Raw genomic sequence first — 20,323 nt, forward strand, 5'->3', positions numbered from 1 at the left:
TGCCACCTGTTCGTACGTCCAGTAACTAAGTTACCGGCAGGTAGACCGGCATTCCGGACAGCGCCCGGCCGTGCCCGCGCGGCCCGTGCGGATGCCCGATTCGTCGCACGCCGCAGCGCCGTTCCGGAGTCGCCCCACGCGTGAGCGGCGCCCGCAAGCCTCCGCCTCCCTGCCGGGGCAGACCCGTCACCTGTGGTTTCGGAACAGAGACGCGGAACGCACGGCGGGAGACGCCCGTGTCGACCCGGCAATTCGATCCGGCAGCCTCGGTCGCCACCCGGCCGGGTGCCGACACCGTCCCCGGTTCGTCCACCGATTGGACAATTCACTTTCGGCGTCCGACGTGACCTCGGACACAGCAGGCGCGCGCAGGCCACGCCCGCGGAATGCCGCACCCCTACGAGTCAGCGCGCGGCACACCCGCATTCCGGGCAGGAACCGTCCGACGTCCAGCCTGCCAACAGCGGTCCGAGACGAGGACACGCCCTCGGCCCGGTCATCTCCCAGTGCGAGACGGAAAGGTCGTGCCGATGCACCTCGTCCGCGACGTAGGGCGCCCAGTCCCGGCCCGAGTCCGCGTCCGGCCCGGCCTGCGACGCGGCGCCGACGAACAGCATGCGCCCCTCGTACCGGCCCGGAACATGCCCCTCGAGCGCATCGAACGAGCGCTCGATGCTCGTCAGGACGGACGCCGACAGATCCGGGTCGATGTCGTCGGCGAGCACCTCGAGACCGTCCTCGACCCCACCGGGTCCGCCACCGTGGCTCGCATTCAGGGCCACTGCCGCCACCGAGACCGGATCGACCGAGGAGCGCACGGCGTCGGGCAGGGAGGAGTCGAGGAGCACGAGCGAACCGACCTCGAGTCCGGCCCGCTGGAGCTGGACCGCCATCTCGTGCGCGATCACTCCGCCGAGGGACCACCCCACCAGATGGAAGGGACCGTCCGGGTGGACCCGCCGGACCTCCGAGACGTACCGGCCCGCCCAGGACGCGATCGAATCGGGGAGATCCGACTCGCCCGACAGTGCCGGGGACTGCAATCCGTAGACCGGGCGGCCCGGCTCGACGTACCGGGCGAGCGACGCGAAACTCCAGGCGAGCCCGATCACCGGGTGAACGAAGAACACCGGATCGCGCCCCTCGTCGCCCTCGCGCAGCGGCAGCAGCACGGCCAGGGCCGAGTCGGAGCCTCCGCTTGCCGCCAGCTCCTCGTCCGCCGACCGCTCGATCCGGTCCGCCAGGTCGGCCACCGCCGGATGAGCGAACACCCATTCGAGCGGGATCGGACGATCGAGTCGGCGGGTGAGCTCACGGGTCACCCGCACGGCCACGAGGGAGGACCCGCCGAGAACGAAGAAGTCGTCGTCGGATCCGACCCGGTCCGCGGCGAGGACGTCCGCGAACACCTGCGCAACCGCGCGCTCGACCGGCGTCGCCGCAGCCCGGTAGGACGCCCGCGCGGGCATCGGCACGGGCAGCGCGCCACGATCGACCTTGCCCGTCGCCCCGACGGGGAGCCGGTCCAGGCGCACGATCGAAGCCGGCACCATGTAGTTCGGCAGTTCGTCCGCGAGCTCGCTGCGCAGGGACGTCGCATCGAAGTCCGATTCGTTCTGTGCAGCAACGACATACGCGACGATCCGCGCGCCGGTCGCCGCGTCCTGATGCACCGTCGCGACCGCGGCCGACACGATGGGCAGGCGCAGCAGCGCGGCCTCGATGTCGCCGAGCTCGATCCGGAATCCGCGAAGCTTGACCTGGGAGTCGCCACGCCCGACGTGCTCGAGGACTCCCTCAGCGGTCCACCGGGCCAGATCGCCGGTGCGGTACAGCCGTCCCCCGGCCCCGAAGGGGTCGGCAACGAACCGGTCCGCGGTCACCCCGGGGCTTCCGCTGTATCCCCGCGCGAGCTGCCGGCCCGCCAGATAGAGCTCACCGGTCACTCCGGTGGGCACGGGGCGCAGGCGCCGGTCGAGTACATAGACGCGGGTGTTCCACTCGGGCAACCCGATCGGCACCTGGTCGGCGTCCGCCGCCGTGACCCGGTGTGCCGTGACCGACACGGCCGCCTCGGTGGGTCCGTAAAGATTGACGAGTTCCGCCCGGCTCGACCGGCGGCACGCCCCGGCGACAGCCCCCGGGAGCGTCTCCCCGATCGAGAGCACCCGTCGCACCGAGGTGGGCAGCTCTCCGCCTGCACCAGAGATCAGGGCGCTCAGCAGTGAGGGAACCAGGTACAGCGTCGTGACGGCTTCGCGTTCGACGAGCGCGAGCAGGCGGTCCGGATCGCGGCGGGACTCGGGATCGGCAACCACCAGCCGGCCGCCGCATGTCGTGGCGCCCCAGAACTCCCACACCGACAGGTCGAACGTGGCCACGGTCCGCTGTACCGTCACCTCCCCCGGACCGAACTCGAACTCCGCATGCAGCCAACGCAACTGGTTGACCACCGCGCCGTGGTCCACCGCCACGCCCTTGGGCACACCCGTCGATCCCGACGTGAACAAGATGTAGGCGAGGTTCGCGGGATGCAGCGGCGCAGTCCTGTCCGCGTCGGTCACCGGGGCCGCCGAGTGCTGCGACAGATCCACCCTCGAGACATCGAGAACCCGGACCGGCTCCGGCACCACCTCGCTCGCGACGCCGGCGGATGCCGCGGACACGAGCACCGTCGCCGGCCGCGCCGCCGCGACCATGCGCACCAGCCGTGCGGCCGGAAGCGACGGATCGAGCGGAACGTACGCGCCCCCGGCGGCGGACACCGCGTACATCGCGACGACGAGCTCCACCGATCCGGGAATCAGCAGACCGACCCGGACCTCCGGCCCGACACCCACCGCCACCAGCGCGCGGGCCAGCCGGGCGACGCGGTCGCCGAGTTCACCGTACGTCAACTGCACCCCGTCCCCGACGAGCGCGACCTCGTCCGGGCGTTCGCGTACCTGGCGCCGGAGCAGATCGGGCAAGCAGTCGCCGACCGCACAGTCGCCGCCCGCACGGTCGCCGCCCGGACTGTCGACGCGGGTGTCGTTCGCGGCCTCGAGCAGCGCCTGTCGTTCCCCGTCGACGAGGAGATCGGCGTCGCCGACCGCGCGGTCGGGAGCCGAGACCAGTTCGCCCAGGATCCGGACGAACCGGTCCGCGACGGACGCCGCCGCGTGGCCGTCGAAGAGATCGGTGGCGTACGACAGATGCCCGCCGATCCCCGCCGGCGTCCCGTCCGCCGCGTAGCTGTCACCGACGATCAGGTGCAGGTCGAACTGGGCGATCTCCCCTGTGACGTCGACCCGGGCCGCCGTCAGGCCGGGGAGTTCGAAATCGACCGCTCCGAGGTTCTGGAACGACAGGCCCACCTGGAACAGCGGATGCCGCGCCATGGACCGGGCCGGCGCCAGCGCCTCGACGAGCTGTTCGAACGGGACGTCCGCGTGGGCCAGGGCCTGGAGGTTCTTCTCCCGGGCCTGCGCGAGCAGCGAAGTGAAGGAGGCGGCCGGGTCGACCCGCGTCCGGAACACGAGGGTGTTCACGAACATCCCGATCAGGTCGTCGAGGGCTGCCTCGCCTCGGCCGGCCACCGGGGTGCCCACGGCGACGTCCTCGGTGCCGGACAGCCGGGCCAGCAGCACCGCGAAGGCGGCGTGCACGACGGTGAACGGCGTCGTCCTCGTTGCCGCCGCGAGTGCCGCCACCCTGCCGTGCAGGTCCGCATCGATCGTGACGGGAACCCGGTCGCCCCGGTAGGACTGAACCGGGGGCCGCGGCCGGGTCGTGGGCACCGGCAACTGGTCGGGCAGACCGGCCAGTTCGTCGGCCCAGAAGGCGAGCTGGCGGGAGACACGCGACGCCGGGTCGGTTTCGCTGCCCAACAGGTCCCGCTGCCACAGGGTGTAGTCCGCGTACTGCACGGGAAGTGGCTGCCACGCAGGTTCGCGGCCCGCCTGGCGCGCGCTGTACGCGTGGGCCAGATCACGGACGAGCGGCGCCACGGAGTATCCGTCCGCTGCGATGTGGTGCACCACGACGAGCAGGACGTGTTCGGCCGGGGACAACCGGAACAGCCGCACGAGGACCGGCACGGACCCGGTGACATCGAACCGGGTCGCCGCCGCCGACCGGACGGCGGCGCGGAGTGCCGGTTCGTCGACGTCCGTCGGGTCCAGGGCGGGCGCACCGGCGCCGGCGGGCAGTATCTGCTGGACCGGCACCCCGTCGACCTCGGGGTAGAAGGTCCGGAGGACCTCGTGGCGGGCGACGACGTCGGCGATCGCCGACTGCAGCGCCGCCCGATCGAGTCGCCCGGTCAGCCGCACTGCCATCGGAATGTTGTAGGCCGCGGCGGTCGCCTCGAACCGGCTGAGGAACCACATCCGCTGCTGGGCGGGCGACAGCGGAATCCGTTCCGGACGCGGCCGGGCGGCCAGGGCGGGCGAGCCGCCGGACCCGATGCGGCGTTCCACGGCTGCCGCCAGCGACTCGATCGTCGACGCCTCGAAGATCACGCGCACGGGGACCGACGCGTGCAGCGCCGCCCCGAGCCGGGCGACGACGCGCGTGGCGATCAGCGAATTCCCGCCGAGCGCGAAGAAGTCGTCGTCGAGACCGAGTCGCTCCGCGCCGAGCACCTCCCCGATCACCGAGGCGACGGTCCTTTCGACCGCGGTGGCGGGCGGGCGGAACTCCCGGACGGCCGGGACGGGTTCGGGCAGGGCTCGGCGATCCACCTTCCCGGAGGTGGTGAGCGGGAGCGTCCCGAGCACGGTCACCACGTCGGGCACCATGTACCGCGGCAGCACGCGTCCCACGGCCGCACGAACGGTGGCACCGTCGACCGCGGCACCGTCCGCCGGCACGACGTACGCGGTGAGCTGCGCACCGTGGGTCCCGTCGTGGACGGTCACGGCGGCCTGCGCGATCTCCGGCTGCGCCAGGAGTGCCGCCTCGATCTCCCCCAGCTCGATTCGCAGGCCGCGCACCTTCACCTGGAAGTCGTTGCGGCCCAGGAATTCGAGGGTTCCGTCCGGCAACCATCGGACCCGGTCGCCGGTGCGGTACATCCGCGCCCCGCCGGGGTGCGCGACGAACCGTTCCGCGGACAGATCCGGTCGGCCGTGGTAGCCACGGGCAAGTTGCACCCCACCGAGATACAGCTCCCCCGGCACCCCGATCGGCACCGGGTTCAGCCGCCCGTCGAGAACGTAGGCGGTGGTGTTGCGGATCGGGTGGCCGATCGGAACGGTGCCGGCATCGCCGCGACGTCCGTCGCACCGCAGCACGGTCGCGGTGACGGTCGCCTCGGTCGGACCGTACGTGTTGTCCAGCAGCGCATCCGAGCGTTCCGCGAATCGTGCCGCGAGCTCGGCGGGCAGCGCCTCGCCACCGACGGACAGATACCTGAGCGTCGCCGGAAGTTCGAGGTCGGGATCCGCGAGGAACAGGGCGAGCATCGTCGGGACGAACTCGAGGATGCCGACGGCCCACTGCCGCGAGAGACGGGCCAGGTAGTCCGGGTCGCGATGGCCTCCCGGTGCCGCGATCACGAGGCGTGCACCGACCTGCAACGGGAAGAACAGCTCCCACACCGACGCGTCGAACGTGACAGGGGTCTTCTGCAGAGCCGTGTCCCCGACGCCGAAGTCGTAGCGTTCGCGCATCCAGGTCATCTGGTTGACGACGGCGCCGTGGGTGACGGCTACCCCCTTGGGCCGGCCCGTCGACCCGGAGGTGTAGAGCACGTAGGCGATGTGCGCCTCGTGCGGCGGCGCCAGCCGCTCGTGGTCGGCGAACTCGGTGACCGGCGTCGGTGCGACGTCCGATTCGTCGACCACGAGCACCGGGACGGATCCGGGGAGCGTGCCCCGGTCGTGCGTCGTGGTCAGTACCAGCACCGGCTCGGCGGTGTCGAGGACGTACGCCGTTCGCTCGGCGGGATGCTCCGGGTCGAGCGGCACGTACCCGCCACCGGCCCGGAGCACCGCATAGATGCCGACCATCATCTCGACCGATCGGCTCATGTGGACACCGACCAGGCGCTCGGGACCGACGCCGCACGCGACGAGACGCCGTGCGAGCCGGTCCACCCGGGAGGCGAACTGCGCGTAGGTCAGCGCGGTGTCCTCGAAGACGACTGCCGTCGCGTCCGGGGTGCGCCGCGCCTGCCGGGTGAACGCGTCCAGGACCGACCGGTCGCCGAGCGGCGCAGCCGTCCGGTTCAGCTCGTCGAGCCGGGCGCGTTCCTCCGCCGTGCGCAGGTCGATGCCGCCGACCGCAACGCCCGGATCGGCCGCCGCCACCTCCAGGATCGACACGAGCCTCGCAGCGAACGTCCGCACGGTGCCCTCGTCGAACAGGTCACAGGCGTAGACGACGGACCCGGCTATCCCCTCGCGGCGACCCTGCTCGTCGCGCATCTCGGTCAGGTGGAGCTCGAGGTCGAGTTTGGCGCCGCCCGGGGGCGTTCCGACCGGCGCGATCTGCAGGTCCGGCAGTGCGATCTCGGAGCGGGCGAAGTTGTGCACCACGAGCAGCACCTGGAACAGCGCCGAATGCGCGGTGGACCGGACGGGATCGAGGACCTCCACGAGACGTTCGAGCGGAACGTCGGGGTTGCCGAACGCGGCGAGGTCGACCTCTCGCACGGCGGCGAGGATCTCGGCGAAGGTGGCGTCCGGGTCGATCCGGGTACGCAGCACGAGGGTGTTGCCGAACATCCCCACGAGATCGTCCAGTGCCTCCTCGCCGCGGCCGGCGACCTGTGCCCCGACGGGGATGTCGTCGGTACCGGACAGGCGGGCCAGCAGGACCGCGAGCGCGGCGTGCACGAGCATGAAGAACGTCACCCCGTGGTCCCGCGAGAGCCGATCGAGCCGGGCGGCCGACGACTCGTCCAGTGTGAAGTCGACGCTCGCGCCGCGTCCGGTCTGCACGGCGGGCCGCGGGCGGTCGGTCGGCAGCTCCAGCAGGTCCGGCAGGCCCGCCAGCGCCGTGGTCCAGTAGTGCATCTGACGCGAGAGCAGCGAGTCGGGGTCGTCCTCGGATCCCAGCACATCCTGTTGCCACAGTGCGTAGTCGGCGTACTGGACGGGCAGGGGTTCCCACGCCGGCTCGTCGCCCGCTCTCCGGGCCAGGTACGCGGTGGCCAGGTCCCGGGCCATCGGGGCCCGGGATCCGCCGTCGCCGGCGATGTGGTGGACGACGACGACCAGCACGTGGTCCCGGTCGGTGAGGCGCAGCAGGGCCGCCCGGACGGGTACCGCGGCGGTGACGTCGAAGCCGCGGGAGACGAGTGCGGCGATCCGCGAGGGCAGCTCGTCCTCGGTCACGTCCTGCGGCGCCGGATCGACCGGTACGTCCTCGACCGGCACGATCAACTGGAACGGTCCGGCATCGGAGTCGGGGAAGACGGTGCGCAGCGCCTCGTGCCGGGCGAGCAGGTCGCGCAGTGCCGCCTGCAGGGCGGGCACGTCCAGCTCGCCGGTCAGTCGCAGCACGAGCGGGATGTTGAAGGCGGCGGAGTCCGGGTCGAACCGGTTGAAGAACCACATCCGCCGCTGCGCGAGCGACAGCGGAATCCGCTCGGGGCGCTGCCGGCGCCGCAGGGGCGTCCGGGACGGGACGGCGATGGGGTCCCCCATCCGCGCCGCCAGGGCCGACACCGTGGGCGCCTCGAACAACGTCCGCACCGGCACCCGGACGCCGAGGGCGGCATCGAGCCGCGCGACGACCTGCATCGCGAGCAGCGAGTTGCCGCCGAGCGCGAAGAAGTCGTCGGCGCGGCCGACCCGCTCGAGCCCGAGCACGGCGCCGTACACGTCTGCGACCGCCTGCTCGTCGTCCGTCGCCGGGGCGCAGTACTCGGTCGACTCGGGCTGCGGCACCGGCAGTGCCCGCTTGTCCAGCTTGCCTCCGCCGGTGAGGGGCAGGGCGTCGAGCACGACGACACGGCCGGGCACCATGTGGTGCGGCAGCTTCCCGGCGAGGAACTCGCGCAGGTGTGCAGGGTCGGGCACGGCGCCGGCGGCGCCGACGACGTAACCGACCAGCCTGTCCCCGCCGTGCGGATCGGGGTGCAGCACCGTCGCCGCCTGCGCGACCGACGGATGCCGCTCGAGCGCGGCGTCGATCTCGCCGAGTTCGACCCGGAATCCACGCAGCTTGACCTGGGAGTCGCCGCGCCCGAGGTATTCCAGCTCGGCGACCGCACCGGTGCCGCGCCATCGCACCAGGTCACCGGTTCGGTACATCCGGGTGCCCGGCGTCCCGAACGGATTCGCCACGAACCGCGCGGCCGACAGGCCGCTGCGCCGGTGGTATCCCCGAGCGAGAGCAGTCCCGGCCAGGTACAGCTCGCCCACGACGCCGGTCGGCACCGGCCGCAGCCGGGAGTCGAGCACCAGTGCGGACACTCCCGGGACGGGCCGGCCGACGGTCACCGGACGCCCGGGCTGCAGCCGCGCGAACGAGGAGATGATCGTCGTCTCGGTCGGCCCGTAGCCGTTGAAGTACTTCCGCCCCGGCGCCCACCGTGCCAGCAGGTGCGGCGAGGTCACGTCCCCGCCGACCGATACGGCCTCGAGGCTCTCGAGGCCCGACGGATCGACCGTCCCGAGGACGGCCGGGGTGATGATGGTGTGGCTGACCCGTTCGGCCCGGATCAGTTCCGCCAGTTCCGGCCCGCCGACGATCGTGGACGGCACCACGACCAGCGTCGCACCCTGGGAGAACGCGACCATCCATTCGAGCACCGACGGGTCGAAACTCGGCGAGCACACGTGCAGGAAGCGCGCCCGCGACGTCACGCCGTACAGGGTCACGGCGGTCTCGAGGAGCGGGTCGAGGCCGGCGTGGGTGACCACCACTCCCTTGGGCTGCCCGGTCGACCCCGACGTGTAGATGACGTATGCCGCGTGCTGCGCCGACAGCGGCCGTACGCGCTCGGGCACCCCGGCGGCGGATCGTGCCGCGACGGCCCGCGCGAACTCGGGATCGTCCAGTTCCAGCCGGACCGCGGATCCGGGCAGCGCGGAGGCGTATTCGGTGGAGGTGAGGCACACCGCCGCACCGGAATCGGCGAGCATGTACCGGACCCGGTCCACCGGATAGGACGGGTCCACCGGAAGGTGCGCGGCGCCGGCCTTCGCGACCGCCCACACCCCGAGCACCATCTCGTACGAACGCGGGAACGCCAGGGCCACGACGTCGTCGGGGCCGATGCCGCGTGCGGCCAGCTCCCGCGCGAGCCGCGACGACGACTCGTCGAGTTCGCGGTAGGTGATCGTCCGGTCCCGGTACCGGACGGCCGGCGCCTCGGGGTTGCGAGAGACCGCCGCCGTCAGGATCTCGGCAAGCGTGCGGGCACCGCCCGGCGCGGCGTCCGGGACCCGCGTGAGCCGGGCGGCCTCGTCGCCGGTGAGGAGCGCGAGGTCGCCGACCGGCACGGCCGGCTCCGCCACGGCGCCGGCCAGCAACCGCACGAACCGTCGCGCGAATCCGGCCACCGTCTCGTCGTCGAACAGATCCCGGGCGAAGACGAGCTCCGCCGACATTCCCGCCGGTTCCCCGTCGAGGTCCGTGTGCTCGCGCAGGGTCAGCGACAGGTCGAACTTCGCGGTGGTCACCTCGAACGGCACCGCCGCCAGGCTCAGGCCCGGCAGCTCGAGCCCCGCCGGGGGCAGGTTCTCGAGTGCGAGGGCCACCTGGAACAGCGGGTGCCGCGCGGTCGAACGCTCCGGCGCGAGCAGTTCCACCACCCGCTCGAAGGGGATCTCCGCGTGGGCGAACGCCTCGAGGTCGCTGTCGCGGACTCGTGCGAGGTGGTCCGCGAACCCGGAACCGGGATCGATCCGGGTCCGCAACACCAGGGTGTTGACGAACATGCCGACCATCTCGTCCAGCGCGGCGTCACCGCGGCCGGCGACCGCGGTACCCACGGCGATGTCGTGCGACGACGACATCCGGGCGAGGAACACCGCGAGTGCGGTGTGCAGGACCATGAACAGGGTCGACCCGTTCTGCCGCGCCAGTTCCGCGGCCCGCCGATGCGTCGGAGCATCGATGGCGAAGGCGATCCGGCCGCCGGCGAAGGACTGCACCGGGGGGCGGGCGCGGTCGGTCGGCAGGTGCAACTCCTCGGGCAGATCCGCGAGGACCCGCTGCCAGTACCGCGCCTGCGCCGCGAGTGGACTGCCGGCGTCCCCCTCCGATCCGAGCGCCTCGCGCTGCCACAGCGCGAAGTCCGCGTACTGCAGCGGCAGCGGCTCCCATCCGGGTTCCCCGCCGGCGGCACGCGCGGCATACGCGGTCATCAGATCTCGGGTCAGCGGCGCCATCGACCAACCGTCGGCGCTGATGTGGTGTGCCACGAACACGAGCACGTGCTCGTCGTCCGCGACGCGGAACAGCCGCACCCGGAACGGCACTTCGGCGGTCACGTCGAAACCGGTGGCCACCGCGTCGGCGATCCGGTCCGCCAGATCCGTCGGCCGCACCGACTCCGACACCCAGTCGGGCGTGTACCCGGCGACGGGAACGATCGCCTGGTACGGCAGCCCGTCCCGCTCCGGATACCGGGTCCGCAGGACCTCGTGCCGGCTTGCGATGTCGTACACGGACTCTCGCAGGGCACCGACGTCGAGTCGGCCCGTCAGCCGGATCGCCACCGGGATGTTGTCGGCCGCGGAGGTCGGATCGAACCGATTGAGGAACCACATCCGCTGCTGCGCGAACGACAGCGGCACGTGGTCCGGACGCTCCCGCGGCGTCAACGGAACCGACTGGGCCGCAAGGCTACCCGACTCCAGGTGCGCCGCCAACGCGGCCACGGTCGGCGCCGCGAACACCACCGGCACCGGCACCCGGGTCTCCAGGGCGGCGCCCAGGCGCGCCACCAACCGGGTCGCCAGCAGGGAATTCCCACCCAGCTCGAGGAAGGAATCGTCCAGTCCGACGCGCTCGCGGCCGAGCACCTCGGCGAACACCGACGCGACGGTCTCCTCGACCGGGGTGCGCGGCGCCCGGTATTCCCGTTGGGCGAACACCGGTTCGGGCAGCGCCGCCCGATCGAGCTTGCCCACCGGCGTGAGCGGCACCGCGTCGAGCACCGTCACCAGGGCAGGCACCATGTGGGCGGGCAACGTCTCGGCCAGCCCGGCGAGCACCGCCGGCACCTCCAGCCGGGTTCCGGCCGCCGGCAGCACGTACGAGACCAGTGCCGCCTCCCCGGACGGCAGCACCTTCCCGAGGGTCGCCGCGAACTCGATGTCGGGCCGCGCCGTCAGCGCGGCGTCGATCTCTCCCAGTTCCACCCGGAACCCGCGGATCTTGACCTGGAAATCGCTGCGCCCGAGGTACTCGATCGGACCGTCGGCCGCGCGGCGGACCAGGTCCCCCGTCCGGTACATCCGGGTTCCCGGATCCGACCCGAACGGATCGGCCACGAACCGCTCCGCCGTCAGCCCCGGTCGACGGTGGTAGCCGCGCGCGACCTGAGCGCCGGCCAGATACAGCTCACCGACCACCCCTGGCGGCACCGGCCGCAACCGGCCGTCGAGGACGTACGCTCCCACACCCGGGATCGGGGTGCCGATCGTGATCGGCTCGCCGGTCACCAGCGGCGCGCTGCTGGTGGCCAGGATCGTCGCCTCCGTAGGCCCGTACGCGTTGAAGAACCGCCGGCCGGGAGCCGACCAGCGGTTCACCAGTTCCGGTCCGAACGCCTCCCCGGCTGCCACCACGACCCGCAGGTCCGTCAGCCCCGCGGGATCCACCGAGCTCAGCGCCGCCGGGGTGATGAACACGTGCGTCACCGCAGCGGCAGCCAGGACGTCGGCCAGGTCGGCGCCGCCGCCCACCGATGCCGGGGCCACCACGACCGTCGCACCCGCGGAGAATCCGGTCAGCAACTCGAGCAGGGAGACGTCGAAGCTCGGCGAGCACACGTGCAGCACCCGCGCGTCCGCATCGACCTCGTAGTGCCCGCGCTCGGCGGAGATCACGCCGGCGATGCCGGCGTGCGTGACCGCCACCCCCTTGGGGCGGCCCGTGGAGCCGGACGTGTAGATCATCCACGCGATGTCGAGGCCCTCGAGCGCGCGTGTCCGGTCAGCGTACGAGATCGGATGCCCGGGCAACTGTCGGACCTGCCCGGCCGTCGCCGCGTCGTCGAGCCGCACCTGTTCGACCCCGGCGGGCACGGCGGCGGAGAAGTCGTTCACCGTCAGGCACAGGGCCGCGCCGGAGTCGGCCAGCATGAACTCCACCCGCTCGAACGGGTAGCGCGGATCGACGGGGACGAACGTCGCCCCCGACTTCGCCACCGCCCACAGCGCGAGCACCGACTCCAGGGAACGAGGTATCGCCACCGCGACCGCATCCCCCGGCCCGACGCCGCGACCGATCAGCCACCGTGCCCACCGCGACGACGTCTCGTCCAGTTCCCGGTACGACAGGGAGCCGCCCCCGGCGGCGCACACCACCGCCGGGTGGTCGCCGCGCTGTTCCACCGCAGACGTCAGCAGAGTCGGCAGCGGTGCCACGCGCGCGGCCCGGCTACGCGAACGGCCTGGTTCCCGGCGCCGCACCCCCGACTCCCGCCTCACGCGCCCGGACCTCGCTCTGCCCGGACCGGGCTCCTGCGTTGCACTACGGAACAGCTCCTTCCACGCGCGGGAAGAGAATGGAGAACTCGTCCCGCCCGCAGGCAATCTACCGGCCGGTATTCAGTTCCGCATACTCCACGGGTCGACGGCGGCCACTGTCGCCCACTCGTCACCCGCTGCGGCGGACCCCGCGGGAACCTCGTCGCGGTCGGTGACGACCACGACCCGAAGGTCCTCGGCCGGCGCGTCGTTCAATGCCTCTACCTGCGACGACGCGACGAACGCGTGGGTCACCCACTCGTCGGTCACCACGGCGGCGAGGTCGGCGTCCGGCTCTGGCACCACCACCACCGCACCGGCGATCCCGGCCGCCAGGATCGCGAAGACGCGCCACTGCTCCGCCGTACCGTCGCACACCAGCAACCGTGACTCGTAGTCCAGCTTCCCCGCCGCCCCTCCGCCGCGGGCGAGGGCGACCAGTTCGCCGTGGTCGACCACACGGCCGGCCACCCACAGCGCGGGGTGCTGCGGCTGCAGGACCCGGACCCGCTCCGAGTAGTCGACCGGACGGGCGGACAGCGCCGCCACGGTGGCCACCGTCGCCGGCTCGTCGAGGTACAGCCAGCGCGCAGCGGCGGAGGGCCGGACGTCCGCCCCGTGCGTCGCCAACCCGAGCCCGGGTGTCTGCGCGGCCGTGGAGCCGGAGACAGCAGGCACGATCGCGGCGCCCGCCTTGGTGATCGCCCAGAGCGCGATGACCAGTTCCGGCCCGGCCGGCGCGGCGACCGCGACACCGTCGCCGGGCCCGACACCCTGGGCGATGAGATACCGGGCCCACTGCGACGACCGGCGCTCGAGCTCGAGATAGGTGACCTCGGCACCGTCCGCGACGAACGCCGGGGCCTCCGGGTCGGACTCCACCGCGACCTGCCACTCCTGCGGCACGGTCCGCTCGACCCGGTCGGGGGCCGCCACCGGCTCGGGCTCGATGTCGGCGGGCGCCGAGCGCTCGGTCTCGGTCCGGATGTCGATGTCTCCGACCACGGCCCGAGGGCTCTCCGCGACGGCGCGCAGGACGGTCAGGAAACGTTCGGCGAAGGTGGCGACGGTGCCGGCGTCGAACAGGTCCACGGCATAGGTGAACCCGACGTGCATGCCGGCGGCCGTCCCGCCCGGGTGCTCGCGCGGATCGACCGTCACCTGCAGGTCGAACTTGGCGGCGAGTTCGCCGCCGTCGAGCGCCTCGACGGTGAGATCCGGCAGTTCGAGCCGCGCTGCCTCGGTGTTCTGGAACGACAGCACCGTCTGGAAGACCGGATGCCGGGCCGGGGAGCGCGCGGCGACCACGTCGTCGACCACCCGCTCGAACGGCACGTCGGCGTGACCGAACGCCTCGAGGTCGACCGCGCGGGCCCGGTCGAGCAACTCGGCGAAGGACGCCGCCGGGTCCACGTCCGTACGCAGCGCAAGGGTGTTGACGAACATCCCGACCAGGTCGTCGAGGCGCCGGTCGCCGCGGCCCGCGACCGGCGTGCCGACGACGATGTCGTGAGTGCCGCTGAGGCGGGCCAGCAGCACCGCGAGGGCCGCGTGGACCACCATGAACAGCGACGCCCGGTGCGCGAGCGCAAGCGCGTCGAGCCGCTGCCGGATCTGCTCGTCGACCTGCACGGCCACCGTGCCGCCGCGCAGCGACGGCTGCGGCGGCCGCGGCCGGTCCGTGGGCAGATCGAGGAGCTCGGGCACGCCCGTCAGGCGGGAACGCCAGTAGGCGAGCTGGGCACCGGCCGGGGACTGCGCGTCGTCGGCGTCGCCGAGGACCCGGCGTTGCCAGAGCGCATAGTCGGCGTACTGCACCTCGAGCGGCGCCCAGGCGGGAGCATCTCCGGACAACCGCGCCGCGTACGCGGTCATCAGGTCCCGCGCCAGCGGCGCCAGCGACGCACCGTCGGCGGAGATGTGGTGGACGACGAGAGCGAGCACGTGGTCGTCGGCGCCGACCGAGACGATCCGGCCGCGCACCGGCACCTGCGACGAGACGTCGAACCCTTCGGCAGCGAGGGCGACGACCTCGGCGAGCGCCTCCTGCTCGGATGCGGCCTCGACCGGCACCACCGCGGGCACGACGGCGTCGGCGTCGAGGATGCGCTGGTAGGGCCCCGTCTCGTCCTGCGGGTACAGGGTGCGCAGCGACTCGTGCCGGTCGATCACGTCGCGCACGGCCGCGGTGAGCGCCGCGGTGTCGAGGCGGCCGCGCAGCCGGATCGCGAGCGGGATGTTGTAGCTCGCGGAGGCGGGGTCGAGCTGGTTGAGCACCCACATGCGCTGCTGGGCGAGGGAGAGCGGCACCCGGTCGGGGCGGGACCCGGCGGTCAGCGCGGGCCGGGCCACCGATTCCGCGTGTGCGTCGGCCCGGGCGGCGAGTTCGGCCACCGTCGGCGCCTCGAACAGCTCACGGATCGCCAGGGCGGTTCCCAGCGACTCGTTGACCCGCGCGATCACCCGCGTCGCGATGAGCGAGTTGCCGCCGAGGTCGAAGAACGAGTCGTCCGCCCCGGCTCCCTCGACGCCGAGCACGTCGGCGAAGACCTGTGCGACGACGTGTTCGGCGTCGGTGACCGGCTCGCGGCGCGTGCCCGCGGTGGTGGTCGCCCGGGGCACCGGCAGGGCGCGCCGGTCGAGCTTGCCGTTGACGGTGAGGGGCAGCTCGTCGAGAACGACCACGACGTCCGGAACCATGTAGCCGGTGAGGAAGGCGCCGAGCTGCTCGCGCACGCGGGCCACGTCGAGGTCCTCCCCGGCGCGGGGCACCACGTATGCGACCAGCCGATCGCCGAGACCGTCGTCGCGGACCACCGCGACCGCCTGGGCCACCCCGTCGGCACGCACCAGCGCCGCCTCGACCTCGCCGAGTTCGATGCGGAATCCCCGCAACTGCACCTGCGCGTCGCTGCGCCCCGCGTACTCGAGCTCACCGTCGGCGTTCCACCGGGCGACGTCGCCGGTGCGGTAGAGCCGGCCCGACCCGAACGGGTCGGCGACGAACCGGGCGGCGGTCAGCCCCGGACGACCGAGGTAGCCACGCGAGAGCTGATCGCCCGAGACGTACACCTCGCCCGGCACGCCCACCGGGACGGGCTGCAGCAGCCGGTCGAGCACCCGCAGCCGCAGACCCGGCAGCGAGCGGCCGATCCGGCTGGCGGCACCGGCGCGGGCGTCGCCGCGGTCGAGGGCCCGGAACGACACGTGGACCGTGGTCTCGGTGATGCCGTACATGTTGACCAGGGTCGGGGCCACGGGCCGGCGCCCGTACCAGCCCTCGAGCCTGCCGAGGTCGAGGGCCTCGCCGCCGAACACGACGTAGCGCAGGGCGAGCGGACCGGCGTCGGGGCGCTCCACCGACGCCACCCGGTCGGCCTCGTCGAGCTGGAGGAACGCCGAGGGGGTCTGGTTCAGCACGGTGACCCGCTCGGCCCGCAGCAGCTCGAGGAACTGCTCGGGCGAGCGCGACGTGAGGTAGTCGACGACGACGAGCCGGCCGCCGTACAGGAGCGGTCCCCACAGCTCCCACACCGTGAAGTCGAACGCGTAGGAGTGGAACAGCGTCCACACGTCGTCGGAGCCGAACCCGAACAGCGGTTCGGCGTTGGCGAACAGGGTCAGCACGTTGCGGTGGGTGACCGCGACGCCTTTCGGGCGGCCCGTCGAGCCGGAGGTGTAGATGACGTACGCACGGTTGTCCGCGCGCAGCGGCGCGATCCGCTCGGCGTCGGTGACCGGCCCGCTCGGCGCGTGCGGGTCGTCGTCCTCGACGTGCACCCGTGGCAGGCCGAGGTCCGGCAGGACACCGCCTGCGTCGGTGAGGAGGCAGCGCGGCCGGGAGTCCTCGAGCATGTACCGCAGCCGCTCGGCGGGATAGGTGGTGTCGATGGGCAGATACGCGGCACCCGACTTGAGTACCGCCAGCAGTGCCACGATCAGGTCGGCCGACCGGGGCAGCGCGACGGCCACGAGCTCGTCCGGGCCCGCTCCGGCCGCGACGAGCCGCCGGGCCAGGCGGTTGGCCCGCGCGTCGAGCTCGGCGAACGTGAGGGTGCGTCCGGCGAACGTGACGGCCGGGGCGTCGGGGCTGCGGCGGACGACGGACTCGAAGCGGTCGACGAGGGTCGCCTCGGCAGGCACCCGGGCGCCGGGTCCGAGGCTGCTCCACTCGGTGAGGATCCGCTCGGCCTCGGCGTCGCCGAGGAACGGCAGCGTGCCGATCGGGGTGGCGGCGGATGTGGCGACCCCCCGCAGGATCCGGGTGAACCGGTCGGCGAAGGACCTCATCGTGGGAGCGTCGAAAAGATCGGTCGCGTAGGTGAGTTCGACCGTCATCCCGCCCGGCGCGCCGCGGTCCGAGACCTGCTCGGCGACGGTGACCTGAAGGTCGAACTTCGCGATCGCCGTGTCGAATTCGACGCCGGAGATGCGCAGATCCGGCAGCTCGAGAGCGGACTGCGGCAGGTTCTGGAACGTGAGCATCACCTGGAACAGCGGGTGCCGGGCCTGCGAGCGGGGCGGGTCGAGCACCTCGACGAGGCGTTCGAACGGCACGTCTGCGTTCGCGAATGCCTCGAGGTCGGTGCCCCGCACCCGGGCGAGCAGGTCGGCGAACGACTCACCGGGCACGACGGCGGTGCGCAGCACCAGGGTGTTGACGAACATGCCGATCACGTCGTCCAGAGCAGCCTCGCCGCGGCCCGCGACGGGGGTGCCGACGGCGATGTCGTCGGTGCCGGACAGGCGGGCCAGCAGCACGGCCAGCGCGGTGTGCACCACCATGAACACACTCGCGTTGTGGGTGCGGGCCAGCTCGGCGAGCGCGGCGTGCACTTCCTCGTCGATCGGGAAGCGAAGGGCGGCACCGTGATTGGAGGCGGCGGCGGGGCGCGGACGGTCGGCCGGGAGGCCGAGTTCCTCCGGCAGGTCCGCGAGCTGCGCGCGCCAGTAGGCGAGCTGCCGGGACAGCACCGACTCGGGATCGTCCTCGTCGCCGAGCACCTCCCGCTGCCAGAGTGCATAGTCGGCGTACTGAACCGACAACGGCGGCAACGGGTTCGGCTCGTTGCGGGTGCGCGCCCGATAGGAGGCGACGATGTCACGGGTCAGCGGCGTCATGGAGAAGCCGTCGCCGGAGATGTGGTGCACGACGAAGACGAGTACGTGCTCCTCGGCCGAGATCCGCAGCAGGGCGACGCGCCACGGCACGGCGGCGGTGACGTCGAACCCGGTGCCGACCAGTTCGAGGACCCGGGCGGGAACGTCCTCGATCTCGACGTCGACGGGCGTGAGATCCGGGACGGCCTCGGCCGCCGGCAGCACCACCTGGTAGCCGTCGCCGTCGATCTCCGGATACACGGTCCGCAGCGACTCGTGCCGGGCGACGAGGTCGGCGACCGCCCCCTGCAGGGCATCGACGTCGAGGTGTCCCGCGAGCCGGATCGCGACGGGGATGTTGTCGACCGCCGACTCGGGCGCGAAGCGGTTCAGGAACCACATCCGCTGCTGGGCGAGCGACAACGGGACCTGCTCGGGGCGGTCGCGGGCGACGAGCGGCAGGGCCCCGGAACCGGCCTGCGCCTCGAGCCGGTCGGCGAGCGCCTGCACCGTCGGGGCCTCGAACACCAGCGGCACCGGCACCCGGGTGTCGAGGACGGCGCCGAGCCGGGCGACGAGCCGGGTGGCGACGAGCGAGTTGCCACCGAGGTCGAGGAAGGAATCGTCGAGGCCGACTCGCTCGACGCCGAGGACGTCGGCGAAGACGTCGGCGACGGCCTGCTCGGTCGGGGTCTGCGGCGCCCGGTACTCGCGGACCGCGAAGACGGGGTCGGGAAGGGCCGCGCGGTCGAGCTTGCCGACGGGGTTGAGCGGCACCTCGGGGATGGGGACGACTGCCGCCGGCAGCATGTAGTCGGGCAGGAAGCCGGCCGCGAATTCGACGAGCGCACCGGTGTCGAGGTCCGCGGCCGCACCTGCCGGTACGACGTAGGAGACGAGCGCGGTCTCCCCGGACGGCAGCGGGCGGCCCACGGTGGTGGCGAACTCGACGTCCGGGTGCCGGACGAGGACCGCGTCGATCTCGGTGAGTTCGATGCGGTAGCCGCGGATCTTGACCTGGAAGTCGGAGCGGCCGAGGTACTCGATCGCACCGCCCTCGTCGCGGCGCACGAGGTCGCCGGTGCGGTACATGCGCGCCCCGCCGTCGGCGAACGGGTTGGCGACGAACCGGTCGGCGGTCAGACCCGGCCGGGCGTGGTATCCGAGCGCGAGCTGTGCGCCCGCCAGGTACAGCTCGCCGGTGACACCGGCGGGGACCGGCCGCAGGTGGGTGTCGAGCACGTAGGCGCCCACGCCGGGGATCGGGGTGCCGATGCGGATCGGCTCACCCGGGTGCAGGGCGGCGCTGCTGACCGCGAGGATGGTCGCCTCGGTCGGGCCGTAGCCGTTGAAGAAGTCGCGGTGGGGTGCGGCCCACCGTTCGACGAGATCGGGTCCGAAGCTCTCCCCCGCCACCACGACCACGCGCAGGTCGTCGAGTCCCCGAGGGTCCACCGACCCGAGGGCGGCGGGGGTGATGAACGTGTGGGTGACGCGCTCGGCCGCGAGCAGCTCCGAGAGGTCCGCGCCGCCGACGATCGTCGGCGGCGAGACCACGAGGGTCGCGCCCGCGCCGAAGGTGGCCAGCAGCTCGAGCATCGACACGTCGAAGCTGGGCGAGCAGATGTGCAGCACCCGGGCGTCCGCGGTGACCCGGTAGTGCTCACGCTCCGCGGTGATCAGCGAGCCGATGCCGCTGTGCGGGACGGAGACGCCCTTGGGCAGGCCCGTCGACCCGGAGGTGTAGATCATCCACGCCGGATGCAGCTCCGACAGGGGGCGGAGCCGGTCGGCGTACGACACCGGGTGGCTGGGGCGGGACGCGATGTCGGCGGCCACGGCGGGATCGTCGAGCGCGGTCCACTGCGTCGATCCCGGGAGAGCGCCGGCGAAGGCGGCCAGGGTCAGTCCGACGGCCGCACCCGAGTCGGACACCATGTGCTGAACCCGCTCGGCGGGGTACTTCGGATCCACGGGCAGGAAGGTCGCGCCCGACTTGGCGACCGCCCAGACGGACAGGACGGACTCCACCGAGCGCGGCACGGCAACGGCCACCACGTCGCCGGGCCCGATGCCCCGGGCGATCAGCACTCGCGCCAGCTGCGACGACCTCGCGTCCAACTCCCGGTACGTGAGGCCCGTTCCGCCGGGCGTGACGACCGCCGGATGGTCGCCGCGTTCCTCCACGGTCGACGCCAGCAGCTGGGGCAGCAGTGCCACCTGGGTGCGGGCACGCGCGCCGCGCTGGGGGCGGGCCGGCGCCGGTCGGCGGCTGCGGGCAGGGCGTTCGCGGTGCCTCCCGGCGGACGGCTCCGGAGCGATCGCCGGATCGCTCTCGCCCGGACTGCCGTCGTGTCGAGAAGACCGCATGTAGGTGCCCACATCCTTCGCTTCGATTCCGTTGCCAGCACGCGCGAACGATCAAGCATAGTCACTGCGCCCGGCGTCCTCGGCGGGACCGTACCGGCCGGTAGCCGCCACCCGTTCATCCACCGAGACGCCCGCGACGTTACCTTTACGTGCCCCACCTGCCCGAACGTGGTGGGGCTCCCCTCGACCGAAGGGAGCCCCACCACGCCGGCACGGCG

Annotated in this window: 2 protein-coding genes; both read right to left on the reverse strand. The window is 72.7% G+C overall.

Annotated elements, in window-relative coordinates; genetic code table 11:
• Positions 1–404: 404 nt before the first annotated feature.
• A complete protein-coding gene (locus tag ACWPQI_RS16835; RefSeq protein ID WP_474738399.1) occupies positions 405–12,533 on the reverse strand; it encodes a non-ribosomal peptide synthetase in 12,129 nt (4,042 codons plus the stop codon).
• Positions 12,534–12,716: 183 nt separating this feature from the next.
• Positions 12,717–20,105: an amino acid adenylation domain-containing protein gene (locus tag ACWPQI_RS16840; RefSeq protein ID WP_474738400.1), complete on the reverse strand. Its 7,389-nt coding sequence runs from the start codon at positions 20,103–20,105 to the stop codon at positions 12,717–12,719.
• Positions 20,106–20,323 lie beyond the last annotated feature (218 nt).

It is taken from the genome of Rhodococcus sp. LMD (assembly GCF_056108245.1).